Source organism: Bacillus sp. 7894-2, from assembly GCF_002272225.1.
In the GTDB taxonomy this organism is placed as follows: domain Bacteria; phylum Bacillota; class Bacilli; order Bacillales; family Cytobacillaceae; genus Cytobacillus.
On record NZ_NPDG01000121.1, the window covers coordinates 16,075 to 40,383 of the forward strand.

Sequence of the window (24,309 nt, forward strand, 5' to 3'; positions counted from 1 at the left end):
GGGTATGCAGTCCAAAGGATCGGAAAGATATCCATTTCGTATTTAACCCTATTTTGTGATACAATCTGTCTAGTCAAAATAGGTCACGGAATTAAGCTGAAAAGGAAGAAAATGATGAGCAGAACATTACCTGTGCAAAAAAATGATTATATAGATGTGACATTTGAGGATTTGACCCATGAAGGTGCAGGAGTGGCAAAGGTTGACGGCTATCCGTTATTTGTGCCGGATGGACTTCCGGGTGAGAGAGCAAAAGTCAAAGTAATAAAGGTGAATAAGGGATATGGGTTTGGGCGCCTGATTGAGACCTATGAAAGCAGCCCATACCGGGTGGAAGCACCCTGCCCGATTTATAAGGAGTGCGGAGGATGTCAGCTGCAGCACTTGAGCTATGAAGGCCAGCTTCTTGCAAAGGAAAAACAGGTCAGAGATGTACTGGAAAGAATCGGGAAGCTGGATGGCGTCAAGGTGCATCCGGTTCTCGGCATGAAGAATCCGTGGCGCTACAGAAATAAAGCGCAGGTTCCGATTGGCGAGCAGGAAGGCGGTCTGATAGGCGGATTTTACCAGCAGCGCACCCACCAGATCATCGATATGAAGGAATGTCTCATCCAGCAGGAAAGAAATGATGAGGTTGTTCAAAAGGTAAAGGAAATTTGCGGCCGCTATGGTGTCCGAGCTTATGATGAAGGCAGGCATAAGGGCGAGCTCCGCCACGTGATGGCGCGCTATGGTCTTGTGACAGGCGAAGTGATGATTGTCCTTGTTACAAGGACGAACGAGCTCCCGAATAAGCAAAAGATTGTGGAAGAGATTGCAGCAAGTATCGAAGGTGTTAAATCCATCGTCCATAATGTGAATTCGCGGAAGACCAATGTGATCATGGGAGATGTTACACGAGTTCTCTGGGGCGAAGAAGTGATCTATGATTTTATTGGCGATATCAAATTTGCGATTTCCGCCCGCTCCTTTTATCAGGTGAATCCGGAGCAAACGAAGGTTTTATATGATAAGGCACTGGAATATGCGAATTTGAGCGGAGAAGAAAAGGTTATCGATGCGTACTGCGGAATTGGCACCATTTCTCTTTTCCTGGCACAGAAAGCAAAAGAAGTGTTTGGAGTAGAAATTGTGCCGGAAGCCATTGAGGATGCGAAGAGGAATGCGGAATTGAACCGGATGACGAATGCTTCATTCGCAGTCGGAAAAGCAGAAGAAGTCATTCCTGAATGGTATAAAAAAGGGAACACAGCAGATGTGCTGGTCGTTGACCCGCCGCGCAAAGGCTGTGATGAGGCTCTTTTGAAAACTATTTTAAGCATGAAGCCAAAGAAAGTCGTCTATGTATCCTGCAATCCGGGAACATTGGCAAGGGACCTGCGTATTTTAGAGGATGGCGGATATAAAACCATCGAGGTTCAGCCGGTGGACATGTTTCCGCAGACGATGCATTGTGAAGCAGTTGCGGGATTGGAATGGAAAGAAGGCAGCTAACCTGTGGGGGAGCTGCTTTTTTTATTGAGCTCTAAAGAATCCTCATGCTTTTTTTTATATAATTCTGTAAAATATAGTTTATAGCGTTATTAAATGGGGTGAGGTTAATGGTCAATGATTTCCCGATCCTTGGCAATGATGGTGAATCGATTTACTCCAATCCTGATGAATTGCTCGACTTGTTCCTGAACTGCACGGCAGATGGGGTTGCCATCATAGATATGGAAAACCGTTTTATAAGGGTTAATCATATGTATACGGTGATTTTTGGCTATACCGAAGCGCAGGTTATCGGCAGGAAGTTTACCGACTTTCAGAACCCGGAAGAAGTGAAGGGGATAATAAAACTGGTCAAGCTGGGGAAGGTTTACAGCAATGTAATCACACAGCGTTATCATCAGGATGGTTCGATTCTGGATATATCGGTTTCCTATTCTCCTTTCAGAAATTCCAAGGGAAAAATCATTGCCGTTTTGGCTATATTCCGGGATATGACAGAGTTTAAAAGCATGGAGAGGGAATTAAGAAAAACCAGGGAACTGTACGATTTGATAACGAGGAATACAACAGATATGATCAAGGTCTTCACAAGAGAACAAACGGTGATTTATGCATCCCCATCTCACGAAAATGTATTGGGATATTCGCCGGTGCAGCTTGTGGGGAAGTCCTGTACCACTGCCATATTCTCCGAGGAAGAGAGGGAAAAGTTTAACAAGGTCTCTCAAAACCTGCTTGAAACAGGAGAGCCTCAGCTCCTTGAGACAAAAATGAATACGGCCAATGGTGATGTCGTTTTCGTGGAGACTAGCATTTCCCCTATTTTCAACGACAGGGGAGAAATTGAATTAATTGTGGCAGTAGGCAGAAACATAACAGACAGAGTGAATAATGATGCTGTTTTGCGGAATTTGGATCGCCTTTCCATTATCGGACAGCTTGCAGCAGGGGTTGCCCACGAAATCAGGAACCCGCTTACTTCTTTAAAAGGTTTTTCAAAACTGCTCCAATCAAGCGTGAATCAGGAAAAACAGGATAATTATCTATCCATTATTATGGAAGAGCTTGATCGAATTGATATCATTGTCAATGAGTTCATGTCATTGGCAAAGCCTCAGGCAATTGAGTTTGAGAAAGGGAACTTAATGTCCATTCTGGAAAGTACGATTAAGGTGCTTCATCCGCAGGCACTGCTTCATAATGTCCAGATTCATCTCATACATAGTGAGAATGATATCATGCTATTATGTTCACCTCTTCAGCTGAAGCAAGTGTTTGTGAACTTTTTAAAAAATGCGATTGAAGCTATGCCGAATGGCGGAAATGTATATATCAGCATGCAGCAAATAGAGCGCGGGCGTGTAAGGATTGCTTTTGCAGATGAAGGAGCAGGCATTGATGATGAAATGCTGAAGCATCTTGGGACACCTTTTTATACAACAAAAGATAAAGGAATCGGTCTGGGGCTTACGGTCAGCAACAAAATTATACAGGAACACCAAGGGCTGATGACTATCGATAGTTTTATAGGTGAAGGAACTACAGTAACTGTAGAATTGGATTGTATATAGTTTGTTCTGCTCATCTCTTTAGGGGTGGGTTTTTTTCAAAAATGAAACACGGCCTTGCAGCATATAGCAAGGCCGTGTTTTTAATTAAAATGCATCTTTCAGAACTTCACCCTCCAAAAAGTCAGGAGCCGGTATCTCCAGCAGTTTATAAACGGTCGGGGCGATATCCAGTGTGGTAATCGAACCAATTCCGCTGTTACTTTTAAAAGAAGGACCCTGTGCAAAGAATACCGCCTTGAGTTCTTTCCGGTCAGGATTGCCGCCATGGCTGCCAAGTTCTATTGCCGGCATTTGGGGGTCTGTTAAGCTGCTGCCCATCATATAGCCACTTGCACCAAGCAGCAATATGTCTCCCTGGTTAGGGTGCTTATTCTCTTTATTGTTATCATACGCAATCTGATAAGGCTTTTCTTGTTTCCTGAAAAGGTAATTGGAAAATTGCTTTGCCGTTTGATTAAATTGGCTGAACTTTCCTTCGGCGAGAAAATCACCGGCTTCACCTAAATAGCCCTTAAGGATTTTTGTCTTAAATTCGGGTTTGATTTTATATTCGCTAAAGAGCTTCACCACTTGGTCTGCAGCCTTTTCCTTTTCTCTTTTGGTGAGGTTTTCATTCAGATATATTTGGGCAGCTGATCCGCTGGCTACAGCCATTGCTTTGGAGTTCTCCTCATCCACTTTGCCTTTTTTATCTGTTTTTAAGAGACCTGCTTCTTTCAGAAGTGTGTTTGGAGCCAGTATGGTGTGGACTGGCTCCATGCCGTGATCAGATACCACAAGAAGGTGGTCTTCTTCGCTAAGGCTGTCCATCGTCTGTCCTACTACATCATCTGCAAGCTTGTAGGCCCATTCAATGTATTTCGAATGTCTTTGGGAATTTCCCTCTGAATACCCGGGCTGCCGCGGATCTGTCAGCAGAAAATGATGTGATTCATAATCAATCTGAGGTGTGTAAAACATCAGCAGATCGGGCTGGTATTTTTCTTTAATATAAAGAGACACATCAGTTGCCCAGCGGACAAAACGCGAACCAATTTCCTCGTACTCTTCCCGAGTAATCCACTTTTTTTCAAAAGCCTTTGTATCATCCTGGACGGGGAAAAAGCCGAATTCCGATAGCAGCTCCTCTTCAAATCCTTCTGGACCTTCAATGAGAGCTGATGTAACAGCAGTCCGGTAAATGCTCGCTTTCTCAAGGCTGGTATCAGTCTTCAGCTTAAACCAAAATCCTGCAGATTCACCGTCAGCTTCAACAGGAATTGATCCCCATTCATTGGCATTGACGATAACATCTTCGGAGTCTGCACTACGGTTTTCCGAAAAAATGAAGCGGTTATAACTGGTTTTTCCATCATCCGAAGTGTCTAAAGCTAATATATAGATCTCTTTATTCTGTGCTTTTTTCAAAGGAAGCTTCACTAAAGCTTCCTTTGCAGGGCTGAAGCTGTTTTCGGTGTGCTTCCAGCTCTCTGTTTTTTTGAACTGAAGCTTATCGAGTGAGCTCTCTGCCCAGGTTTCACCATAATAAACTGCATAATCAGCCTGTTCGCCTGCATCAGGGTTTGATCCGGGAAACAGCACGGTTGCCGTTGTTTTGCCATTCTTTTTGGCTTCTGCCCAAAGCGGGCTTTTATCAAGCGGCTGATGAAAAGCGCTTTCTCCATTGGCCAATTCCTTGTTGGGATCCTGCCATTTATTGCTGACCATACCTGTTTCTGATGGAGCTGCACCTGAGGCAATGGCCGCATGGGATGGTGCAGTGAGCGAAGGGGTTACGGTTTTGGAATCCTTGGCAGCCACTCCGTTCTTCATAAGTGATTTAAAATGAGGAAGCTTGCCGTCCTGTATAAATTCTTTTGCCAGGTCGTTTCTCATTCCATCAAAGGAGATCAGCACAACCTTGTTTTCCTTTCCAATCGTATCCTCTGCATATCCTGAGGAAGGGAATATAATCGATCCTATTAATAAAATTACTATATGAAAATAGTGCTTATTCATTATGTTTCCTCCAAGATGTAAGTGAATTGGTACAAGAGTTTATTCCCTGCAGCCCTTATAATTAAACTTTTTCAATAGGGAAGATATACAGATGCCAAATATACTGACTCTGCTAAATAAGCAATTTCAATCTGATTCAATAGAATCAATAAAATTTTTCCAGTCCCAAATAGGTAGACTTGAAGTTTGCTAATCTTTATTTTTAGAGTAATCCGCAAAATTCGACAGAAATAAAATCAGGGATATGGAGGAAAGTGCATGGCAATTCTAAAAGGTTCATATGGAAATAGAGCTATATTAAAAGGCACTGTTGCTGCTGCTATTTTGGCAGGAGGAGTCTTGTCGCCGTCAATTCCGAGCCTTTCAAACGCGGCAGTGGCAGAAGCGGCTTCCGCTACTTACACAGTGGATGCAACCAGTCTGAACGTCCGTTCCGGTCCGGGAACAAATTACAGCCGGATTGGGGGCCTGGCTCAAGGAAGCAGTATTCAGGCGATTGAACGACTTGCAAACGGCTGGTACAAAATAAACTACAATGGCAAAACAGGCTATGTCAGCGGCCAGTATGTCAAAACAAATGAAAAGCTTTACCGGGTGGAAGCTACGTCATTGAATGTCCGGAAAGGTCCGGGTACAAATTACGGGAAAATAGGGTCCTTGAAGAACGGATCTGTAATGAATGTTATACATAAGGAAAGCAATGGCTGGTATAAAATTTCCTACAATGGCGGAACGGGTTATGTCAGCGGTGATTATGTGAAAGCCAGTGATGCCCGCCTGTCCAAAATTAATGTGCCGCTCATTGCCCAGCGGCCGGAGCTGCCAAGCGGATGTGAAGTCACTTCCCTTGCGATGGCATTGAAGTTTTATGGAGTGAATGTCAGCAAAACCACACTGGCAAAAAAAATGCCATATGACTCAACCAAGCTGGTAAGAAATGCAGACGGATCGATTATAACCTGGGGCGACCCTGATGTCGGGTTCGTTGGAACACCTTTTGGCAACGGACACACGATAAATCCGGGGCCGCTGAAAAAGCTGCTTGATCAATATCGTCCTGGCGGTGTAAATCTGACCGGTAAAGATTTCTCGGAATTAGAAAAGGCTGTTTCAGAGGGTAATCCTGTTCTTGCGTGGTTTACTATCAGCCATGAAATGCCGAATAAAAGAACCTGGAAAACGCCTGCCGGCAAAACGATCAGCGCACCGACACCTCTGCACTGTATTGTCGTAACCGGTGTGGATGCCGATTATGTTTATTTTAATGACAGTGAAGCTGTTAAAAAAGATGTTAAGATGCCAAAAGAAAAGTTCATTAAGATTTACAATGCCATGGGCAAGCGTGCATTGGCGGTTAAATAGCCATAAAGCACCTGCGGAAAAATTTCTGCAGGTGTTTTTTTTATTTAATATACGTCTCAGGTCTTAGCAGCGATTACTTTTGTGGTCTATGGCGGGCAATCGTGTTATTTTGTATCGTATAACTTGAGAAGTTTTTTAAAAGTGTTTTAATAGATTTAAGGATATATGCCTTTTTTGCTGAAAGATGTCTGTGGATGAAACTTTAGGTTTATCAATTACGTATAAATAAGTAGGACTATGAGTAGGAGTCGATAAATATGAATTCCTTTTTAGCATTTGCTTTTCGCCTGCTGACGGCTGTTCCATTGTCTGTCAGTGTCTGGCTGGCCAGTTACTTTGCTTTCGGGCAAACATTTTTTCTGTCAGGGGTTTATGGAGCTGGAGCCGGGCTGCTCACTTATTGGGCCGGAGGCTTGATTCAGCGCCGCCGCTTTTTGAAAAAGCATGGATTGACGAAAAGGGAATACCAATATATAAAGCGAAATCTTGATGAGGCACGCCTTAAAATAACCCGTCTGCATAAAGCGATGTTCTCAATTCGGCATTTCCCGACGCTGAAGCAGCGCATGGAGTTCATGAGGGTGACAAGGAGAATTTACAGACTGACCAGAAGTGAGCCGAAACGGTTCTATCAGGCGGAGCAGTTTTATTTTTCCCATTTGGATTCTGCTGTGGAGCTAGCGGAAAAGTATGTCTTTTTATCTTCCCAGCCGAGAAAATCCCGTGAACTGGATCAGTCCCTCCAGGAAACAAGACGTACACTTGATGCACTTACCCATCATGTGGAGGAAGATCTTCACCGGGTTATAGCGGAAGATATTGATCAGCTTCATCTTGAAATAGATGTTGCCAGGAATTCGATTGAGAAGATTAAAGAATCAAGAATTCATGATGAAAGCAGGAGATTAAAATGACCGAAGAAAAACCATCCCTGTTAAAAAACACAGATTTAATGGATGATTTGCTGGCAGATCCTTTTGGGGAAAATCAGCAGCCTGCTTCGTCGCCGCTGCATTCGGAAAAGCGGACAAGGCTGATAGATGTGATTCCGGAAGAAAACCGCGAAAAAGCCTATCAGCTTGCAAAGCAAATTGATCCGGCCAATCACCAGGCGATGATCTCATATGGAACACCAGCTCAATCAAAGCTGTTATCGTTCTCTCATACCATGCTCGAGCATGTTCAGAAAAAGGACGTTGGTGAAGTGGGAACGATCATTAATGATCTGATGAAAAAATTCAGCGATGTGAATCCGGATGAGCTGAAGCCTGAGAAATCATCCTTTTTTGCGCGTATGTTCGGAAAGATTTCCGGTTCTGTTCAGGAAGTCTTGTCCAAATACCAGAAAACGGGAGCTCAAATCGACCGCATCAGCGTCAAATTGGAGAGAAGCAAGAATGCGCTTCTTTCCGACATTGTCATGTTAGATAAGCTTTATGATAATAATAAAGAGTATTTTCATGCGTTAAATGTTTATATTGCAGCAGGAGAATTAAAGCTTGAGGAGCTTCATGAAAAGACGATTCCCGAGCTGAAAAAGAGGGCAGAAGAGTCAAATGACCAGATGAAGTTCCAGGAAGTAAACGATATGATCCAGTTTGCCGACCGCCTGGATAAACGTCTTTATGACTTGAAGCTGAGCCGTGAAATAACGATTCAAAGTGCGCCGCAGATCCGCCTGATACAGAATACCAATCAGGCATTGGTTGAAAAAATCCAGTCGTCCATCATGACTGCCATCCCGCTTTGGAAAAATCAGGTGGCCATTGCCTTGACACTGCTTCGCCAGCGTCATGCCGTCGAAGCCCAGAAGAAGGTTTCAAAAACCACCAATGATCTTCTATTGAAAAATGCGGAGATGCTGAAAGTGAACACAATTGAAACGGCACGTGAAAATGAGCGGGGCCTTGTCGATATCGAAACATTAAAGAAAACACAGGAAAACCTGATCTCTACTCTTGAAGAAACCTTGAGGATCCAGGAAGAAGGCAGGAATAAGCGCCGGCAGGCTGAACACGACCTGGCCAATATGGAAAATGACTTGAGGCTGAAGCTGCTGGAGATTAAGGGGAATTAAAAGAAGAGCGATATTCAATCAAACGTTTGATTGAATATCGCTCTTTTGCTGTTTAAACGGTTAATCCAGCTTCAGGGGCAGGTGTTTGTTTTTTTACAGGAAGCTTGATGGCAGCTTCTGTTCCTTTCCCTTTCTCGCTATTGAAATGAATGGAACCATTATGGGATTGGACAATCTTAAAGCTGACTGTGAGTCCGAGACCTGTTCCCTTTTCCTTAGAAGAATAAAAAGGTTCACCGATCCTATTCAGGCGATCTTCCGACATGCCGCAGCCGGTATCCTTAACCAGGATAGTCAGCTGATGGTCTTCCGCCAAAAGTGAAACAGTTACTTTGCCGCCTTCTTTAGATGCCTCAATGGCATTTTTTATGATATTAATAAAAAGCTGCTTTAGCTGATTCGGTTCACATTCCATCATAAACACATCCGATTTTAACAGAAATTCAATCTGGACATTGTGCATGCTGGCTTCAGTTTTTAAAAGCGAAATGACATTAAACAGGATTTTTTGAACATCTGCTTTTGTGAAACAAATATCCTGAGGTTTGGCAAGGAGCAGAAGCTCGCCGACAATATGGTTGATCCGATCGAGTTCTTCCTGCATGATCTGATAATAGAACTGATGCTTTTCATCTTCCAGCTGCATCAGCTGCACAAAGCCTTTTAAAGATGTGAGAGGATTTCTGATTTCATGCGCAACACTTGCAGAAAGCTCGCCAACCACAGAAAGCTTTTCGGTGCGGCGGAGTCTTTCTTCAGCCTGACGGAGCTTTGTCACATCTTTTCCATATCCGATGACCCCCGCAATTTGACCGTTCACAATAAGCGGAAGGGCAGTGCATTGAATAGTCAGTTTGCTGCCATTTTTATGATTAAAATCAAACTCACAGGTCTTTGGCTGTTTATCCTCAAGGATGTCAGTAAAGTCTTCGATTGCCTTCGTTTTATAAGGAGCCGGTATAATTTCATTGATGTTTTTACCCAATGTTTCATCAGGGCTGTATCCTGTCACAGCTTTAAATTGGGGATTTACTTTTGTAATCGTGCCATGAAGGTCTGTCATAAAGACAATCTCGGTATTATATTCAAACAGGGATTTATATTGCTGCTGGCTTTCGGCAAGAAGCTTCTCCACATGCTTTCTTTCTGTAATGTCCCGGCCGATAATGACTAATCCCTTTCGGCTGCCGTCTGTATGGAAGAGCGGTACTTTAATTGTATCGAACGTTTTCTCTGTTCCGTCAGGCAAGGGAATTACTTCCTCGATGCGGGTAATTTGACCGTTTACCCAGGTTTCTTCATCTGAAGTTTCACAGTAGCGAAGTGCGTCTGCATAAAAATCAGTGTATTCGGCCAGTTCTGAGTCCTTCTTGCCTTTATAATCGACATTTTCGAGATTGAATAGCTTAAGTCCAAATTCATTAGATTCAATCCAGCGGCCTTGACCGTCTTTGAAATTAACAAAATCCACCATGGAATTGATTAAAGTGGAAAGGCGCTTTTCATCTTCTCTTGAGGCGCTGAGCTCATCTCTTTTGCCTATAAAATAATAGAGGAGCCATCCTGTAGCGATGATGTACAGAAATTCTTTTGCTCTGAATAGAAAATTGACAAGAGAAGAAGGTTCAAGCATATGCAAAAGGTAATTCGTTCCGAATACCCAAATAAGGCTGATGATCACATATAAGCCCAATAACTTTTTTTTATTCATTAGCTTATATTTCTCCTGTTCTCTATTTGCTGGAATTCAGTCAAATAAGTTTTTTTCGCTGTATAATAGAATATAAGTTGCATATACAAATCCATTACAATTCTATTCTATATGATTTTTGCGGAGTCTTCTAGTGCCTGGAAATTAGTAAAATCATATTATAAGGAATAAGAAAGGGAAGGACAAGCATGTATCTGACCATTAAAGAAACCGCAGAATATTTATCTTACCCTGAGCCATACGTAGAAAGCCTGATACAGCAAAAGAAAATACGTGCCATTTATGACGGGGAACAGTATTTAGTATACAAGGAACAGTTTAATGCCCATCTAAAGCAGGTGGAAAAATACAGGGAGCTGGTGGACGAAATTTTAAATGAGCCGATACCGGAGGACCGGGATATCAAAGATGAAGATTAAAATGAACAGTTTTCCTCAAATCACATTATTTTACAGTTATTATTAACTTAGATAAACTATAAGTTAATAATGTGTTAAAGGAGGAGTATGGATGTTTGATATTTTAATTGTGGGTGCAGGTCCTGCCGGTGCAAGTGCTGCGCTATTTGCCGCCAAAGCGGGCAAGAAGGTAGTGGTTGTGGATAATGATAAAAGCATGACTAAACGGGCATGGGTTGAAAATCATTATGGCGTTATGGAAATCACTGGCCCGGAATTGATTGAAACAGGCAAAAAGCAAGCTGTTAAGTTTGGGACAGAGATCGAAGAAGGAACGGTTGATGACATCGAAAAAGCTGAAACTGGTTTTATTGTAACATCAGGAGGAAAATCATTTTCAGCGAAACATGTGATTGTAGCAGCAGGTCTTTCAACTGATTTAGCCGAAAAAGCCGGTTTGAAGACCAAAGCAGGGACTGAGCCTCGCATTAAAACGGTTCTGGATGTTGATGCTGACGGAAAGACCAATGTTGATGGCATTTGGGCAGCAGGAACTATTGCAGGAGTCAGCGTCCATACAATCATCACAGCTGGAGACGGTGCGAAAGTGGCGATTAATGTAATCAGTGAATTGAATGGCGAGCGTTATGTGGATCATGATTTAATGAAATAGACTTGAAGAAGGCTTGCATGGAGCAGCCTTCTTTTTTATCTATCTTCCTATTAGCTAATACCTAAAATTTACAAAATAACCAAAATATAGATTTTTTTACCTATTATATTCTAGTATCTTGTACCCTTATAAGAGTTTTCGAAACATTATAAAATTTAGTGAGCGAAATCTATTATTCTATTGGAGGTACTAGATGAGAAAACCATTTTTAAAAGTGGCATTAGCTTCAACTCTTGTTTTTGGGGCAGTGGGAGCACAAGCAGCCTTTGCACAGCCAGTCGGCGTAAACCAGAAACAGCCGGTAAATGTATTCGATAAAAAGGTAGTCAATAAAATTAATGCAGAAAATATCTATAATAATATTGATTATCTTTCACAAACCCCGCGTGTAGCCGGTACGGAATCGGAGTATAACGCTGTTCAGTATATTAAAAGCCAATTCGAATCCTTTGGCTATGAAACAGAGATTCAGCCATTCACGTTTTATGGATATACTCCTCCCAGCAGTATGGAAGTGACCATTGACGGCTATGAAGGAGAACTGCAGCCAAGATCCTTTACCTATTCAGTCAACGGGAATGTGAGCGGGGAGCTGGTATTTGCCGGTCTGGGAACAGTGGAAGAACTGGAAGGTGCTGATCTCACTGGCAAAATTGCACTAATTCAGCGAGGTTCCATTTCTTTTGCTGAGAAAGTACTAAACGCAGCCGAAAAAGGTGCTGCCGGTGTAATTGTTTTTAATAATGCAGAGGGTCCATTGAGCGGCACGCTTGGAGAACATAATGAAGAGTATGTTCCGGCATTAGCCCTGTCAAAAGCAGAAGGTGAGGCCATTCTTGCTTTGCTGGAGAGCGGTGGAACCTTAACAGCTTCCCTGACCATTGAAGGTGCGGAGGCAGGAGAAAAAGTTTCGCATAATGTGATTGCCACAAAGAAACCGACCAGCAAAAAGAAAGCCAGCGATGACATTATTGTAGTCGGCTCACACCACGATTCTGTAGCGGGTGCGCCTGGGGCGAATGACGATGCTTCCGGAACAGCGATGACTATTGAACTGGCACGGGTGTTTAAGGATATTCCGACTGATACAGAAATCCGCTTCGTTACATTCGGAGCAGAGGAGCTGGGATTAATTGGATCCTATCATTATGTTGACAGTCTTTCTGACGATGAGATCAGCAGGACGATTGCGAACTTTAATCTTGATATGGTTGGAAGCAGAGATGCAGGCGATTTAGTAATGATGACATTGGATGGAAAAGAAAATCTGGTAACAAAGTTATCACAATCATCAAGTGAAAGGCTGAACGGTGAGCCGACACCGGTATATCAGGGCGGCAGAAGTGATCATGTTCCATTCGCGGAAGCGGGCATTCCGGCCGCATTATTCATTCACAGCCCTACTGAGCCGTGGTACCATTCTCCAGAGGATACAATTGATAAAATAAGCAAGGAAAAGCTTCAGGATACAGCAGAAATTGTAGGCACTGCCATTTATGATAAAGCGCGTTTTGATAACATGGGCCCTAAACCGAAAAAGAAGCATAAAATGAAAGCAGCACCTGAGATGGTTTATGAGCAGGATGTGAAATAAGCAAGAGAGCAGCCGATCCTTAGTGGGGAGGCTGCTCTTTTACTTGTTTTTTTCACGCTTATTCATCCATCGAAAAACTCTGGTAAGCCAATAGGCCAGCAGGAATAGGGTAATGTAAATAAGAAATATATAAATATAATTAACCCATTCATACTTTTGGAATAAACCATGTGCGACAAGCAAGGGTTTAAAGCCAAATCCGAAAGCCAATGCAGTTAAAAGAGCATAAAGGTAGTAATTTTTATTGTTTTTCAAGGTCCATTGATATACGAGCATAATAGTGACAGGAATAATGGCTGCATCTAATGACAAGCTGGGTATGAACGGGATCAGCTGATAAGGGTAGGCCCACAAACCGAAGCGGATTCCCGCTGCGTCCACATATGAAAAAAGCACATGAACAGCAAAACCGAAAAAGCCGATGTGGAAAATGAGCTTCCGGTCAATTTTAAAATATACAAGCACCAGGGGCAGGATGAGCAGACATGCAACAGTCCAAAACTGCCATGTGCCAAGGTGGGAATATTGCTGCCAGTATTCAATCCCTTGCCGGGTAAGGTCGCCTTGAATAGCAACGAGTTTGTTGAAGAATTTATCTTGAGCGGGTGACAAACTGATCTCTCCCTTCATGCAGCTGATGGTTATTTTGTCCAGAAGGGTGTTTTTCATGCCCGTTCACTTTCGCTTTTTAAAGCTTTAAATAGACATATTCCCATTTGAAATATGATAAAATGGTACAAATTATGAATGTGGATTTGTCGGAAAGAAGGATCGATGTGAAGAACATAAAAACATACATTCTCCTCACTTCCATCATGGCATTGTGGGGATTGAATGTCAGTATAATTAAGATTCTTGTCAGTTATTTTCCTCCGGTTTCGATTACTTCTCTGCGAATATTAACTGCGGGCATAACGGTGTTTTTAATATTAGGCATAATGGGAAAAGTGAGGAAGCCGAGCTTAAGGGAAGTCTCTTACATTATTTTTGGCGGCCTGCTAAGTGTTGTCAGCCACCATCTTTTTCTGGCTATAGGCCTAACGGGGACAAGTGCAGTGAATGGAGGGCTTATATTAGGTGCGGGTCCTCTCTTGACAGCTATACTTTCTTCCATTTTGCTGCGCCACAAGCCTACAGGCATTCAGGTGCTTGGTTTTCTGCTTGGCGGTGCAGGAGTGACATTTATTGTTCTTTCAGGAAGTAAAGGGATATCAAGCTTAACTCCGGGCGATTTCTTTGTGTTCCTGTCCATTCTTTCACAGGCTCTTAGCTTCATTGTTATCAGTAAGGCTTCGAAAACGCTTGATCCGCGATTGCTGACAGGCTATATGCTGGTTTTTGGAGGAGTGATCCTGTTTGTAATGGCGAGCGTAATGGAACCTGGCGAACTTAAGGGCATATCAGAAGCGCCAGCCTATGTTTGGGCTGCGTTTGCCGCATCTGCCGTATTGGCAACAGCTGTCGGCCATATGGTATATAACACAGCCATCCGTAATATTGGGCCGGCAGAAGCCAGTATATTTTTAAACCTGAATACCTTTTTCTCACTGGCAGGCTCGGCACTAATCCTTGGTGAAGTTATCACCATCAACCACTTGCTTGGGCTGGTTCTTATTGTGGGAGGTGTCCTTTCAGGGTCTGGAGCATTGGAGGATTTAGTTTTCAGAAAGCGGAGAAAAGAGAATAGCCGGTATATATAAAGTGATTTTTAATAGCGGTGACAGGCCCTATACCAGTCAGATAATGTGGTATAGGTACCGGTCACCTTTTCTTTTTTTGCAAAAAGTGGAATACGGGAAAAGGTGTATTTAAAGGCCGCTAAAGGGAATAGAGAGGCTATAGAGAGAGGAGGAGGAGGATGGATGTATTTATCTATAACAGTAAAAATGGCTGTGGGGCTGGTAACGCTGTTAGCGGTAACCCGTATTCTTGGAAAGAAGGAGCTTTCACAGGTAACCCCGTTCGATTTTGTCTATGCAGTTGTTCTTGGAGGGATTATTGAGGAGACGATTTATGATGAAAAAGTAACGGCGCTTCAAGTTATCTATTCTGCATTCCTATGGGGAGCATTTATTTATATCATTGAAATTATGGCAAAAAAGAAAAATATATTCAGAAGGATTTTGAAGGGAAGGGTGTCGGTCCTTGTCAAAAATGGCAAGCTGGATGTGAAAGAGATGGAGAAAAACCATCTGGAAATGGAGCAGCTTAGGACGATGCTGCGCCAAAAAGGAATATTCAGCATGAATGAAGTCAAATATGCTTACCTTGAAACCAATGGGGGCTTAAGTGTTTTGAAATACCAAAATGAAGAGCATGTCACTCCAGAAATGATGAAACTTGAGGTGAGGGAAAAGAATCCTTCCATTTTACTGATTGATGAAGGAGAAGTAGTGGAAGACGGACTTACATTACTGGACAAAGATGGGGGTTGGCTGAGGGAATCTATTAGTAATGAAGGCTATCATAATATTAAAGAAATATTCTGTGCGGAATGGTCGGAAGAAGAAGGGTTTTATATCGTAGCTTATAAAAAATGAGCCTTGCATCTGCAAGGCTCTCGCTATTAATATCCCTTTTGATAATCAACTAGATTAATGCCTGGTATACCGCTGGTTATATATTCTTTTAAATTGGGGATAAATATATCTTCAATTACACGCCTGGTATAGTGTTCCGTCGATCCGGCTGTGTGCGGAGTAACGATGACATTATCAAGCTCCCACAGCGGGCTGTCTTCAGAAAGCGGTTCTTTTTCAAATACATCAAGCCCTGCACCTGCAATCTGGCCGTTTTGCAGTGCGTCGATCAAATCCCTTTCCTTTACAATTTCACCCCGGCCGATATTGATAAAGAAGGCAGAATCCTTCATGAGAGCAAACTGTTCGGATCCGAATAGCTGCCGGGTTTCCGGTGTAAGTGGAAGTGTGACCACAACATAGTCACATTGCGGAAGTACATCGTTCAGCTGTCCGGACGTATACATTTCATCAAAATACTCTTCAGGTCTTCCGGAGTGGCGGACTCCAATGACCTTCATGCCGAATGCTTTGGCAATCCTGGCCGTTTCTTTTCCGATGGCTCCTGCGCCAATCAGGCCGATGGTTTTATTATGTATTTCGAGCTTTAGTCCGGAATGGTGCCATACTTTGGCTTGCTGATTTTTCACATATGTATGGATTTTGCGGGTAAGCCCGAGCATGAGAGCGAAAATGGTTTCAGAAATAGGGTTGGCATGTACGCCATTGGCGCTCGTAATCTGGATGTCCTGTAATTCCATTTCTGCCAGGGGGAGGGAATCGACACCTGCACTCCAGGATTGGAACCAGCGGAGTTTGCTGTCTCCCTCAAGAACCATCTCTTTAAGTTCCTTTTTCCAGCCGGCGATGACTTCGGCTTTTTTCATTTCATTTTGCCAGTTTGCGGGATCCTTGCCGGAAATGAGCTCCCAATCGGGAATGATTTCATTTATTCTTTCAAGCTGTGAGGGTTCCAGATCATGTGTAATGATACAGGTTCTTTTTGTCATGTGTGTGCCTCCGTATTATTTTTTGAAAAGTCGGTAAATATATCATAGTCTATAAAGGAGAACTTTTCTAATAAAATATCCCCCGGGTAAGGAACCGGGGGATGATCTATCTATTAAGAGGGCTGAAAACCTATTAATTTGGCTTTCTTATCGACACCAAGCGTCGTCTTATCCGGGAAGGTAATCACAGAGCTGATGTAATCCCAGCGGATCAGAAAATGGGTGACGCAATCTTCTTCCTTTTGCTGTTCTTCCGGAATGTTGGTACCATCTTCTTTTTGTACCATTGTTCGCTTGAAGCAAGGGTTCTCAACCCAAATTCCCATGCTTTCTGTTTTGATCAGTTTAACAAGATACCACTCATCGGGCTGAAAAATGCCAGTAATGGAGCCGACGAGATCGTTTGGAAAGTTCTTGAATTTTATTTGGATCTTTTGACCTGTAAAGTTTTCAAGATGCATATATGAACCTCCTGAACTATTAAAATTCGTTTTTTTATACTCTTCCTTTATTTGAGTGTTTTAAACATCAAAAAAGCAAGATCCAGTCATTTTGCTGGACCTTGCTTTTTTCTAGCGTTCCCCGTCTACATATTTTCCGTGGTCTGGAACGGCAATTTCATCAAAATCATTCACAAGTCTGGTGAGGCTTTCTCTTAATACAGCGGCGGCCATAGGTATGCCGTGTCCAGTGATGGCAACATCCGGCTGAAGGGTTTCAAGTTTCTGTACGGATGTCCTGGCCGCATCCCAATCTGTCGTCAGATAGCGGGGCGGGCCGCTGATTTCCTGTTCCTGAGTGAGGACACTGTATAAGGATTCCTGTTTCACTGTCACGAAAGCATCACCTGCAATCAGCACACGATCCGATTCCCTGAACAAGGAAACATGGCCAGGGGTATGACCTGGTGTGTGAATCCATTTCCATCCTTCCATATGGGGAACATTTCCGTCGCCAGGCAAAGACTGAATATGGGTTCCGAGATCGATGCCTTCATGCGGAAAGGTGGGGGACATCTTTGCGACAAGTCCGCCTTCAACACTCGCGTCAGGTTTTGGGTAATCCTGCTGACCTGTTAAAAATGGCATTTCCAGTGTGTGTGCGTATACAGGAACCTGCCAGCGCTCAACCAAATCAATAATTGCACCAACATGGTCAAAGTGGCCATGTGTAAGAATAATGGATTTCGGTCTGGCGTTCTCTCCAAAAAGTTCTTCGGCGGCATCCATGATTTTCTCTGCAGATTTTGGCATGCCTGCGTCAACCAGAACCCAGTCGCCGGGCTTTTCTGATATTCGCACAAAACAAACATTGACAATCTGAACTGTCAGGCAGTAAACTCCATCCGCTTCGTTTACAATCATTCCGCTCGTGGAGGAAGTCATGGGCATATAGCGTTCAGTTGATGAACTTTCCTTCAAAAATATTACCTCCTTTAAAAATAACAGACCCCTTATCTTTTTGAGTATACCCGCATGTGACTTTTGTATGCGGCATATTCAGGAGGAGGAGGGAATATATGCAAAAAAAGCTCTGCCGCATAATGGCAAAGCTTTGGAAAATTAAGATAGAAATTCATGAGGGTTTAATCCGAGTTCCATGCAGATTTCTGTAACAGCCTGTTTTTCATTTTGATCAAAGTTCCCATCAGCATAACCGATCGCGATGCAATAACGGGCTACGAGGCGGGCGATCTCGGGCTTATTTCTTACCCGGCCAACTGCTTTGAAGGCTTCAGCCCGGCCGATGATCGGGTCCATCTCAATCCGCTGGACGAACATATTGAATTGCTGTATCACCTTTTGGGTATCAAACACTTTTAATTCCTGGCTGCTGTTTACAAATTCGATCATCTTTTGGCGTTCAGATGGGTCAAGCCTGCCATCTGCCATCCCGACAAGAGCGCATGAAGCTACAACGGCGTCCATGACATCCTGGCTCTTGAAACGGGTGAACAGCTCCTGTGCACGGCGTTTTTGGTCATTGGCCCACTGTGCATAATCTGTCTGGTTAGGCGACCATGAATTGCCGCAGGCATTACAGGTGAGCTTCAGCTGGTTTTTTCCAATAAAGCCGCCAAGAAGTCCTACAGGGCCAAGGATGAGTCCTCCAATCGCCGCTTTTCCAAGGCCAAATCCTTTTTGGCCGGTGCGGATGTTAGTAGATCCGCATCGGGTACAGGCAATATTTCCATCTGAATAGGATTGAGCCTGTACCGGCTGTCCAAAACCTGTTTGGCCGCCCATCGCAGAAGGCTGGGAAGGAGGTGTGCTATATGCAGTCTGATTGTAGGAAGGCTGGCCAAAAGAAGACGGGCTGTAGCCTGATTGAGACTGCTGGGTTTGCTGTGGACTGAATCCATGAGACTGCTGTCCGTAACTTGCCTGCTGCTGAAATTGGCCATGGCCGAATGACGGCTGCTGACTTGGAGCAGGCTCATCATCTACGGAAACACCGAAATTTCGGCACAGGGCAGCTAATCCTCCCTGAAATCCGCTTGCAATGGCATTGAATTTCCACTCGCCATTGTGACGGTAAAGCTCTGCAGCGACGATGGCTGTTTCAACAGTAAAATCACGGCCAAGGTCGAAGCGGATCAGCTCCTCGTTCGTCATGGCATTAAAAATACTCACATAGGCATTTGAAACTTGTCCAAAGTTCTGTCCTTTCATCTGGGCATCATGAATGGTAATAGTAAATGCAATCCGATGGATATGCTGCGGCACCTTATTCAACTCGATGCGGATTTGCTCATCATCCCCGGCGCCAGCTCCTGTTCTGTTATCACTGCTGTAGAGAATCGATCCGTTTCCGCCGGATGGATTATTATAAAACACAAAGTCACTGTCACTTTGCACTTTGCCGGATGCGCCTGTTAAAAATGCTGAAGCATCCAGGTCGTATTGAGATTGATTGTGGCTGACATCCCAGCCCAATCCTGCCATCACAACCTGCAAACCAGGATTGGTTTTGGTCAAATCTACTTTTTGTCCCTTGCTCAATCGAACTCCCACAGATTTCACTCCTAAATTCGTTTTTATGTATGGATAATTTGTTATACGTACTGGAAAGAAAGAAGTTTCATAGTTTAATTATAATGGAATCTAATGCGAAGTGAAACTTGAGCGGGCTTTCTTGGAATGAAAAAATGATTTTGGTACTGGTTGTAGAATAGAATATTAATGATGATGTTTTTGTCATAGGAGGAGATAAATTGAATAAAAGAGCGAAAGTATTTGCGCATCGCGGTGTCAGTGGACGTTTTCCGGAAAACACGATGGCCGCTTTTCAGGCTGCATTGGAGGCGGGAGCAGATGGCATTGAATTGGATGTACAGATGGCGAAGGATGGTACGCTTGTAATCATTCATGACGAAAAAGTGGACAGAACGACAGGCGGAACCGGCTATATTAAGGACATGACCTTTGAAGAAATCCTGCAGCTTGATGCCGGGAGCTGGTTCGCGGAAGTGAACGCCGGAGAAACAATCCCGGCTCTGGAGAAGCTTTTCCAATGGGCGGCGATGGAGGGCAACGAACTGCTGATCAATATTGAATTGAAAAATGATTTGATTGTCTATCCCGGGATGGAAAAAAAGGTGATTGACCTTATCCTTAAGTATGGGTTGGAACAGCGTGTCATTATCTCATCCTTCAATGCGGATAGCCTGAGGAGAGTCCGGGATTCTCATTCAACTATACAGACGGGGTATTTGATTGAAGGGATTCCTGAAAATACACTCGAAATTGCCAAAAGTATTGGTGCAGACAGCATTCATTGTGAAGAAAGGTTTGCTCTATCAGAGTTTGGAAAGAAAGCACAAAAATCAGGGTTTCCGCTGCGGGTATATACCGTAAATGATGAAACCCGCAGCGAAATTTTAACTAATGCCGGAGTAGAAGTGATTATGACCGATTTTCCGGAAAGGTTTTTGAAATAATGATTTTGTTGGATGTGGAAATTCTGATTATCCATGCATCCGCATAAGACACCGCTTCTCCAGCAAAAGTAAAATAAAGTGCATCAAACCGCAGCAATATGAATTTATGCATAAAAAAACAAGCGCACATCATGAGCGCTTGTTTTGATTACTGCCAAAGCACCGGCTTGGCTACCATGAACCAGAGCATGAGCATTAACAGAAATAGATAGATCCAGACGGAGCGGGTGAGCTTTCTGATTAGGAAGTGCTGATCTGCTCCCGGCTCATCAAATTTCCTCAGGACGGGAGTGAAGGCCCGGGCGAGAAAAAAGACTGAGCCTCCCATGACTGCCAGGGTAGCGACGATCCATGATGTCGTCCAGGCCCAGTGGCTGTTCACGATTAAAAGGATACCCGAGCCTACAAGTACATGTCCTGCATGCTTGACAAGGCGCACGGACGTCCTGAAGATGCCGATATATGCCTGCTGGACCCCGGGATGAGCCATTCCCAATTTATTGACGATCGGGATTAGAATAAAAAATGGTCCAACAGAAAGAATGGCACTGCTGACATGGATATACAGCAGTATTCGGTACAATATGTCCATTCCGGCAAATTACTTCGTCACTGCGCTGAATTCATGAACCCATACACGCATTTGCGGAAGCCAAGGCATTCCCGGATGCATGGAAAGGATGGATTGCTTGTAGTCTTCCAAATTTTCGAAGCCTTCCTGGCGGGCATGCTCGTCTGTTAACTCACCAAGGGATTGTGAATAAACTTTATCTACAACAAAGTCCTGTCCCTCAAGTGTCATGATTTCTCCCACATCAGCATAGCGGCCATTGCGGCGTGTAGCTGTTTTCTTTCCTGCAAGAACCTTTTCAACATCCTCTTTAACGGTAACCATGCGGTCTACTGAACATGTTTTCGGCGGTAATGTATTTGGGTCGTGCTGATTTGACATAATCTATTCCTCCTTATGTAAATGCTTACTTTTAAAACCTTACCATACTTTCCTGCGGAAAGGCAGTTTATGAATCGTTTTACGGGTAAAAAAGCCTGAGGAAAGAATCCCTCAAGCTTATTGCCTATTTCAATTTAAATGAACTCTTCAGTGAAACAATCCTGTTAAAGACAGGTTTTTCTGCTGTCGTATATTTTGGGTCTGCATTGAAATAGCCATGGCGGAAGAATTGGAACTTATCCTGGGCTTTTACATCCTTCATATTTGGCTCGATGAAACCATGAACAATTTCAAGCGAATTCGGATTCACGTAGTCAAGGAACGTTTTGCCTTCTGCTTCGTTTTCAAGAGCCTCATCCGTATCTGCCTCAGCATTCCGATCGGCATCTTCGTCAAGAATCAATGGCTCGTACAAACGGAATTCAGCCGGAATGGCACTCTTGGCATCCAGCCAGTGAAGCGTCCCCTTTACCTTTCGGCCGGTAAAGCCTGATCCGCTCTTTGTTTCAGGGTCATATGTGCAATGAAGCTCCACAACATTGCCATTCTCATCCTTAATGACATCGTTGCACTTGATGAAATAAGCATGCTTTAAGCGGACTTCATTGCCAGGGAAGAGGCGGAAATATTTTTTCGGCGGATCTTCCATGAAGTCGTCCTGCTCTACATAAATCTCCCTTGAGAATGGAATTTGGCGCATGCCCATTTCCGGGTTCTCCGGATTGATTTCTGCATCAAGCATTTCAGTCTGATCTTCCGGGTAGTTCGTAATTACAACCTTTAACGGACGAAGTACACCCATTGTGCGGGGAGCCTTCATTTTCAGGTCTTCGCGCACAAAATGCTCAAGCATCGCTTCATCCACTACACCTGAGCCTTTTGAAACACCCGTTTCTTTTACGAACTCGCGGATTGCTTCCGGAGTGTAGCCCTTGCGTCTTAAACCGGAAATCGTCGGCATCCGCGGGTCATCCCAGCCATCAACATAATTTTCTTCTACAAGCTGCTTTAATTTTCTTTTACTCATTACTGTATTAGTAATATTCAGGCGGCCAAACTCGATTTGCTGTGGTGTGCTTTCCATTTCACACTCTGAGACAACCCAGTTATATAGCGGACGCTGGTCTTCAAATTCAGTTGTGCATAAGGAATGGGTAACCCCTTCAATTGCATCTTCAAGCGGGTGGGCAAAAGCATACATCGGGTAGATGCACCATGTATCACCTGTATTATGGTGAGTTGCATGTGAAACACGGTAGATAACCGGATCACGCAAGTTTACGTTCGGTGAAGACATGTCAATCTTCGCTCTAAGAACCTTTGCTCCGTTTTCGAATTCGCCTTTGCGCATGCGTTCAAATAAATCCAGATTCTCTTCTGCTGAACGGCTGCGGTATGGACTTTCTTTTCCAGGCTCTGTCAGTGTTCCGCGGTATTGTCGGATCTCTTCCTGGCTTAAATCATCCACATAAGCTTTTCCTTTCTTAATTAAAAGAACAGCGCGGTTATACATTTCTTCGAAGTAATTTGAAGCAAAATGAAGCTCCTCCCACTCGTAGCCAAGCCATGTAACATCTTCTTTAATGGCATCCACATATTCCTGATCTTCCTTTAGCGGGTTCGTGTCATCAAATCGAAGATTCGTCTTGCCGTTAAAGTCGTCTGCCAGGCCGAAGTTGATGACAATCGATTTGGCATGTCCGATATGAAGATAACCGTTCGGCTCAGGCGGGAAACGGGTAATGACCTCTTTACGCTTTCCCGACTCCAGATCCTCTTTAATAATCGTTCGTATAAAATTTGAATTGTTTTCCAAACCGGTATCAGCCTTTCTGTTTATGTAGTTAGTACTTATTTTAATTATATCGGGAAGGAAAATAAAGCGAAACTTCCCTTAGCTGTGTTGCTGTCGTTTATTAGGCAATACTTCTTTATTCATTCTTTCTATTATAAACAAGGCGATGGTGGAAAAAAAGGTTTTCTCAATGCTGGATGCGAAGTTTTACAAAAATGTTAAATACTTTCAGACGAGGAGGGATAAAGGGAGGTGAAAAGAATATCTCTTTAGAGGAAATAATCTATTGAATGGAGGAAGGAACATGTCTGTAAAGTATCCGGTTTTAGAAGGAGCAGAACCTTTTTATTTTGAAGGAAATGAGGTTGGGATTCTGGTTTCTCATGGCTTTACCGGTTCAACTCAAAGTATGCGTCCGATAGGGGAAGCTTATGCAAATGCTGGATATACGGTCTGCGGTCCACGCCTGAGGGGACATGGCACTCATTATGAAGAAATGGAAACAACGACCTATCAGGACTGGATTCATTCTGTTGAAGAAGGTTATCGGTGGCTGAAAGAGCGCTGCAGTACGATATTCGTTACAGGTCTGTCAATGGGCGGCACCCTGACATTGTATATGGCCGAGAAATATCCGGAGATTAAGGGGATTATCCCGATTAATGCAGCAGTTGAGATTCCTGATATGGCGGCAGCAGCCAGCCTGGAGGATGTCCGTTTTCTTGATGCAATTGGTTCAGACATAAAAAACCCTGATATAAAAGAGCTTGCCTATGAAAAGACACCGGTAAAATCGCTTGGTCAAATAACGGAACTAATGAAGAAGGTGAAAGCCGATTTAGGGAAAGTGACTTGTCCTGCGCTGATTTTTGTCTCAAAAGAAGATCATGTAGTTCCTCCTTCCAATTCACAGGAAATATACAGCGGCATTAAATCAGCTGCCAAGGAATTAGTCACCCTGGACAACAGCTATCATGTAGCAACGCTGGATAACGATCAGGATATCATTATAGATAGAACACTGCATTTTCTGCAGCGGGCACTGGAAACAAGCAGCCTTCAGGGGTGATGAGGGGAGCTTACCCAGGCTCCTTTTTTTTGGACTTTAATAGGATATTTTCATTGTCCCAATAGTTTTTGTATGCCTTGATCTGATGCAAATTCCCGTTCCTTTTTGCAGCCAGTTATGGTAGCATTTAGTGATGCGAAATAATT

Annotated in this window: 22 protein-coding genes; 12 read left to right on the forward strand and 10 right to left on the reverse strand. The window is 43.5% G+C overall.

The features are described 5' to 3' along the window. The first annotated feature begins 114 nt into the window (after positions 1-114). Entirely contained in the window at positions 115-1,494 is a 1,380-nt protein-coding gene (rlmD, locus tag CHI10_RS17305; RefSeq protein ID WP_095245457.1) for a 23S rRNA (uracil(1939)-C(5))-methyltransferase RlmD, read from the forward strand. Between the two features lie 107 nt (positions 1,495-1,601). Then, on the forward strand, positions 1,602-3,065 hold the full coding sequence (locus CHI10_RS17310) for a PAS domain-containing sensor histidine kinase (RefSeq protein WP_095245458.1): 1,464 nt from the start codon (positions 1,602-1,604) through the stop codon (positions 3,063-3,065). 84 nt (positions 3,066-3,149) lie between these two features. On the opposite strand, the gene CHI10_RS17315 is transcribed toward CHI10_RS17310, so the two are convergent. After that, a complete protein-coding gene (locus CHI10_RS17315; RefSeq protein WP_095245459.1) occupies positions 3,150-5,063 on the reverse strand; it encodes an alkaline phosphatase family protein in 1,914 nt (637 codons plus the stop codon). Positions 5,064-5,321: 258 nt separating this feature from the next. Here CHI10_RS17315 and CHI10_RS17320 point away from each other — a divergent pair, with 258 nt between their 5' ends. From CHI10_RS17320 to CHI10_RS17330, 3 genes are all read left to right on the forward strand, one after another. Then, positions 5,322-6,425: an SH3 domain-containing protein gene (locus CHI10_RS17320; protein ID WP_095245460.1), complete on the forward strand. Its 1,104-nt coding sequence runs from the start codon at positions 5,322-5,324 to the stop codon at positions 6,423-6,425. Between the two features lie 257 nt (positions 6,426-6,682). After that, the gene (locus tag CHI10_RS17325; protein WP_095245461.1) at positions 6,683-7,339 is read left to right on the forward strand and encodes a 5-bromo-4-chloroindolyl phosphate hydrolysis family protein; all 657 of its coding nucleotides are present in this window, start codon (positions 6,683-6,685) and stop codon (positions 7,337-7,339) included. Continuing rightward, positions 7,336-8,502, forward strand: a complete 1,167-nt coding sequence (locus CHI10_RS17330) for a toxic anion resistance protein (RefSeq protein ID WP_095245462.1) — start codon at positions 7,336-7,338, stop codon at positions 8,500-8,502. Before CHI10_RS17325 ends, CHI10_RS17330 begins: the two co-directional genes overlap by 4 nt. A gap of 52 nt (positions 8,503-8,554) precedes the next feature. Here CHI10_RS17330 and CHI10_RS17335 read toward each other — a convergent pair whose 3' ends face one another. Beyond that, positions 8,555-10,213 (reverse strand): PAS domain-containing sensor histidine kinase, encoded by a 1,659-nt coding sequence (locus tag CHI10_RS17335; RefSeq protein WP_095245463.1) that lies wholly within the window; start codon positions 10,211-10,213, stop codon positions 8,555-8,557. Between the two features lie 188 nt (positions 10,214-10,401). Here CHI10_RS17335 and CHI10_RS17340 point away from each other — a divergent pair, with 188 nt between their 5' ends. From CHI10_RS17340 to CHI10_RS17350, 3 genes are all read left to right on the forward strand, one after another. Further along, positions 10,402-10,632: an excisionase family DNA-binding protein gene (locus CHI10_RS17340; RefSeq protein WP_095245464.1), complete on the forward strand. Its 231-nt coding sequence runs from the start codon at positions 10,402-10,404 to the stop codon at positions 10,630-10,632. A gap of 91 nt (positions 10,633-10,723) precedes the next feature. Next, complete coding sequence (locus CHI10_RS17345; RefSeq protein WP_095245465.1) at positions 10,724-11,284, forward strand: FAD-dependent oxidoreductase; 561 nt, start codon at positions 10,724-10,726, stop codon at positions 11,282-11,284. A gap of 193 nt (positions 11,285-11,477) precedes the next feature. Beyond that, positions 11,478-12,878 (forward strand): M28 family peptidase, encoded by a 1,401-nt coding sequence (locus tag CHI10_RS17350; protein WP_095245466.1) that lies wholly within the window; start codon positions 11,478-11,480, stop codon positions 12,876-12,878. A gap of 39 nt (positions 12,879-12,917) precedes the next feature. On the opposite strand, the gene CHI10_RS17355 is transcribed toward CHI10_RS17350, so the two are convergent. Next, positions 12,918-13,547 (reverse strand): CBO0543 family protein, encoded by a 630-nt coding sequence (locus tag CHI10_RS17355; protein WP_286137452.1) that lies wholly within the window; start codon positions 13,545-13,547, stop codon positions 12,918-12,920. Positions 13,548-13,609: 62 nt separating this feature from the next. Between CHI10_RS17355 and CHI10_RS17360 the strand changes: the two genes are divergently transcribed. Then, entirely contained in the window at positions 13,610-14,578 is a 969-nt protein-coding gene (locus tag CHI10_RS17360) for a DMT family transporter (protein WP_095245477.1), read from the forward strand. 162 nt (positions 14,579-14,740) lie between these two features. After that, a complete protein-coding gene (locus CHI10_RS17365; RefSeq protein ID WP_095245467.1) occupies positions 14,741-15,418 on the forward strand; it encodes a DUF421 domain-containing protein in 678 nt (225 codons plus the stop codon). A 26-nt stretch (positions 15,419-15,444) separates the two neighbouring features. On the opposite strand, the gene CHI10_RS17370 is transcribed toward CHI10_RS17365, so the two are convergent. From CHI10_RS17370 to CHI10_RS17385, 4 genes are all read right to left on the reverse strand, one after another. Continuing rightward, positions 15,445-16,407 (reverse strand): D-2-hydroxyacid dehydrogenase, encoded by a 963-nt coding sequence (locus CHI10_RS17370; RefSeq protein ID WP_095245468.1) that lies wholly within the window; start codon positions 16,405-16,407, stop codon positions 15,445-15,447. A gap of 113 nt (positions 16,408-16,520) precedes the next feature. After that, positions 16,521-16,868 (reverse strand): hypothetical protein, encoded by a 348-nt coding sequence (locus CHI10_RS17375; protein ID WP_048009723.1) that lies wholly within the window; start codon positions 16,866-16,868, stop codon positions 16,521-16,523. A gap of 111 nt (positions 16,869-16,979) precedes the next feature. Further along, the gene (locus tag CHI10_RS17380) at positions 16,980-17,798 is read right to left on the reverse strand and encodes an MBL fold metallo-hydrolase (protein ID WP_286137453.1); all 819 of its coding nucleotides are present in this window, start codon (positions 17,796-17,798) and stop codon (positions 16,980-16,982) included. Positions 17,799-17,969: 171 nt separating this feature from the next. Further along, positions 17,970-19,421, reverse strand: a complete 1,452-nt coding sequence (locus tag CHI10_RS17385; RefSeq protein WP_095245470.1) for a TerD family protein — start codon at positions 19,419-19,421, stop codon at positions 17,970-17,972. A gap of 200 nt (positions 19,422-19,621) precedes the next feature. Here CHI10_RS17385 and CHI10_RS17390 point away from each other — a divergent pair, with 200 nt between their 5' ends. Further along, on the forward strand, positions 19,622-20,347 hold the full coding sequence (locus CHI10_RS17390; RefSeq protein ID WP_095245471.1) for a glycerophosphodiester phosphodiesterase: 726 nt from the start codon (positions 19,622-19,624) through the stop codon (positions 20,345-20,347). Between the two features lie 148 nt (positions 20,348-20,495). Here the strand turns inward: CHI10_RS17390 and CHI10_RS17395 are convergent, their stop codons facing one another. From CHI10_RS17395 to CHI10_RS17405, 3 genes are all read right to left on the reverse strand, one after another. Continuing rightward, positions 20,496-20,939, reverse strand: a complete 444-nt coding sequence (locus tag CHI10_RS17395) for a hypothetical protein (RefSeq protein ID WP_095245472.1) — start codon at positions 20,937-20,939, stop codon at positions 20,496-20,498. Between the two features lie 9 nt (positions 20,940-20,948). Further along, positions 20,949-21,299 carry an ASCH domain-containing protein gene (locus CHI10_RS17400; protein ID WP_061792697.1) on the reverse strand — a complete coding sequence of 117 codons (351 nt, stop codon included), beginning with the start codon at positions 21,297-21,299 and terminating at the stop codon, positions 20,949-20,951. 124 nt (positions 21,300-21,423) lie between these two features. Then, the gene (locus CHI10_RS17405) at positions 21,424-23,115 is read right to left on the reverse strand and encodes a glutamine--tRNA ligase/YqeY domain fusion protein (protein ID WP_095245473.1); all 1,692 of its coding nucleotides are present in this window, start codon (positions 23,113-23,115) and stop codon (positions 21,424-21,426) included. 283 nt (positions 23,116-23,398) lie between these two features. Here CHI10_RS17405 and CHI10_RS17410 point away from each other — a divergent pair, with 283 nt between their 5' ends. Beyond that, entirely contained in the window at positions 23,399-24,163 is a 765-nt protein-coding gene (locus tag CHI10_RS17410; protein WP_095245474.1) for an alpha/beta hydrolase, read from the forward strand. Positions 24,164-24,309 lie beyond the last annotated feature (146 nt).

What these genes read in the sequence shown, in the direction of transcription:
- rlmD (WP_095245457.1), top strand. Translation starts at nt 115, where the DNA reads ATGAGCAGAACATTACCTGTGCAAAAAAATGATTATATAGATGTGACA.
- CHI10_RS17310 (WP_095245458.1), top strand. Translation starts at nt 1,602, where the DNA reads ATGGTCAATGATTTCCCGATCCTTGGCAATGATGGTGAATCGATTTAC.
- CHI10_RS17315 (WP_095245459.1), bottom strand. Translation starts at nt 5,063, where the DNA reads ATGAATAAGCACTATTTTCATATAGTAATTTTATTAATAGGATCGATT.
- CHI10_RS17320 (WP_095245460.1), top strand. Translation starts at nt 5,322, where the DNA reads ATGGCAATTCTAAAAGGTTCATATGGAAATAGAGCTATATTAAAAGGC.
- CHI10_RS17325 (WP_095245461.1), top strand. Translation starts at nt 6,683, where the DNA reads ATGAATTCCTTTTTAGCATTTGCTTTTCGCCTGCTGACGGCTGTTCCA.
- CHI10_RS17330 (WP_095245462.1), top strand. Translation starts at nt 7,336, where the DNA reads ATGACCGAAGAAAAACCATCCCTGTTAAAAAACACAGATTTAATGGAT.
- CHI10_RS17335 (WP_095245463.1), bottom strand. Translation starts at nt 10,213, where the DNA reads ATGAATAAAAAAAAGTTATTGGGCTTATATGTGATCATCAGCCTTATT.
- CHI10_RS17340 (WP_095245464.1), top strand. Translation starts at nt 10,402, where the DNA reads ATGTATCTGACCATTAAAGAAACCGCAGAATATTTATCTTACCCTGAG.
- CHI10_RS17345 (WP_095245465.1), top strand. Translation starts at nt 10,724, where the DNA reads ATGTTTGATATTTTAATTGTGGGTGCAGGTCCTGCCGGTGCAAGTGCT.
- CHI10_RS17350 (WP_095245466.1), top strand. Translation starts at nt 11,478, where the DNA reads ATGAGAAAACCATTTTTAAAAGTGGCATTAGCTTCAACTCTTGTTTTT.
- CHI10_RS17355 (WP_286137452.1), bottom strand. Translation starts at nt 13,547, where the DNA reads ATGAAAAACACCCTTCTGGACAAAATAACCATCAGCTGCATGAAGGGA.
- CHI10_RS17360 (WP_095245477.1), top strand. Translation starts at nt 13,610, where the DNA reads ATGGTACAAATTATGAATGTGGATTTGTCGGAAAGAAGGATCGATGTG.
- CHI10_RS17365 (WP_095245467.1), top strand. Translation starts at nt 14,741, where the DNA reads ATGTATTTATCTATAACAGTAAAAATGGCTGTGGGGCTGGTAACGCTG.
- CHI10_RS17370 (WP_095245468.1), bottom strand. Translation starts at nt 16,407, where the DNA reads ATGACAAAAAGAACCTGTATCATTACACATGATCTGGAACCCTCACAG.
- CHI10_RS17375 (WP_048009723.1), bottom strand. Translation starts at nt 16,868, where the DNA reads ATGCATCTTGAAAACTTTACAGGTCAAAAGATCCAAATAAAATTCAAG.
- CHI10_RS17380 (WP_286137453.1), bottom strand. Translation starts at nt 17,798, where the DNA reads ATGCCCATGACTTCCTCCACGAGCGGAATGATTGTAAACGAAGCGGAT.
- CHI10_RS17395 (WP_095245472.1), bottom strand. Translation starts at nt 20,939, where the DNA reads ATGGACATATTGTACCGAATACTGCTGTATATCCATGTCAGCAGTGCC.
- CHI10_RS17400 (WP_061792697.1), bottom strand. Translation starts at nt 21,299, where the DNA reads ATGTCAAATCAGCACGACCCAAATACATTACCGCCGAAAACATGTTCA.
- CHI10_RS17410 (WP_095245474.1), top strand. Translation starts at nt 23,399, where the DNA reads ATGTCTGTAAAGTATCCGGTTTTAGAAGGAGCAGAACCTTTTTATTTT.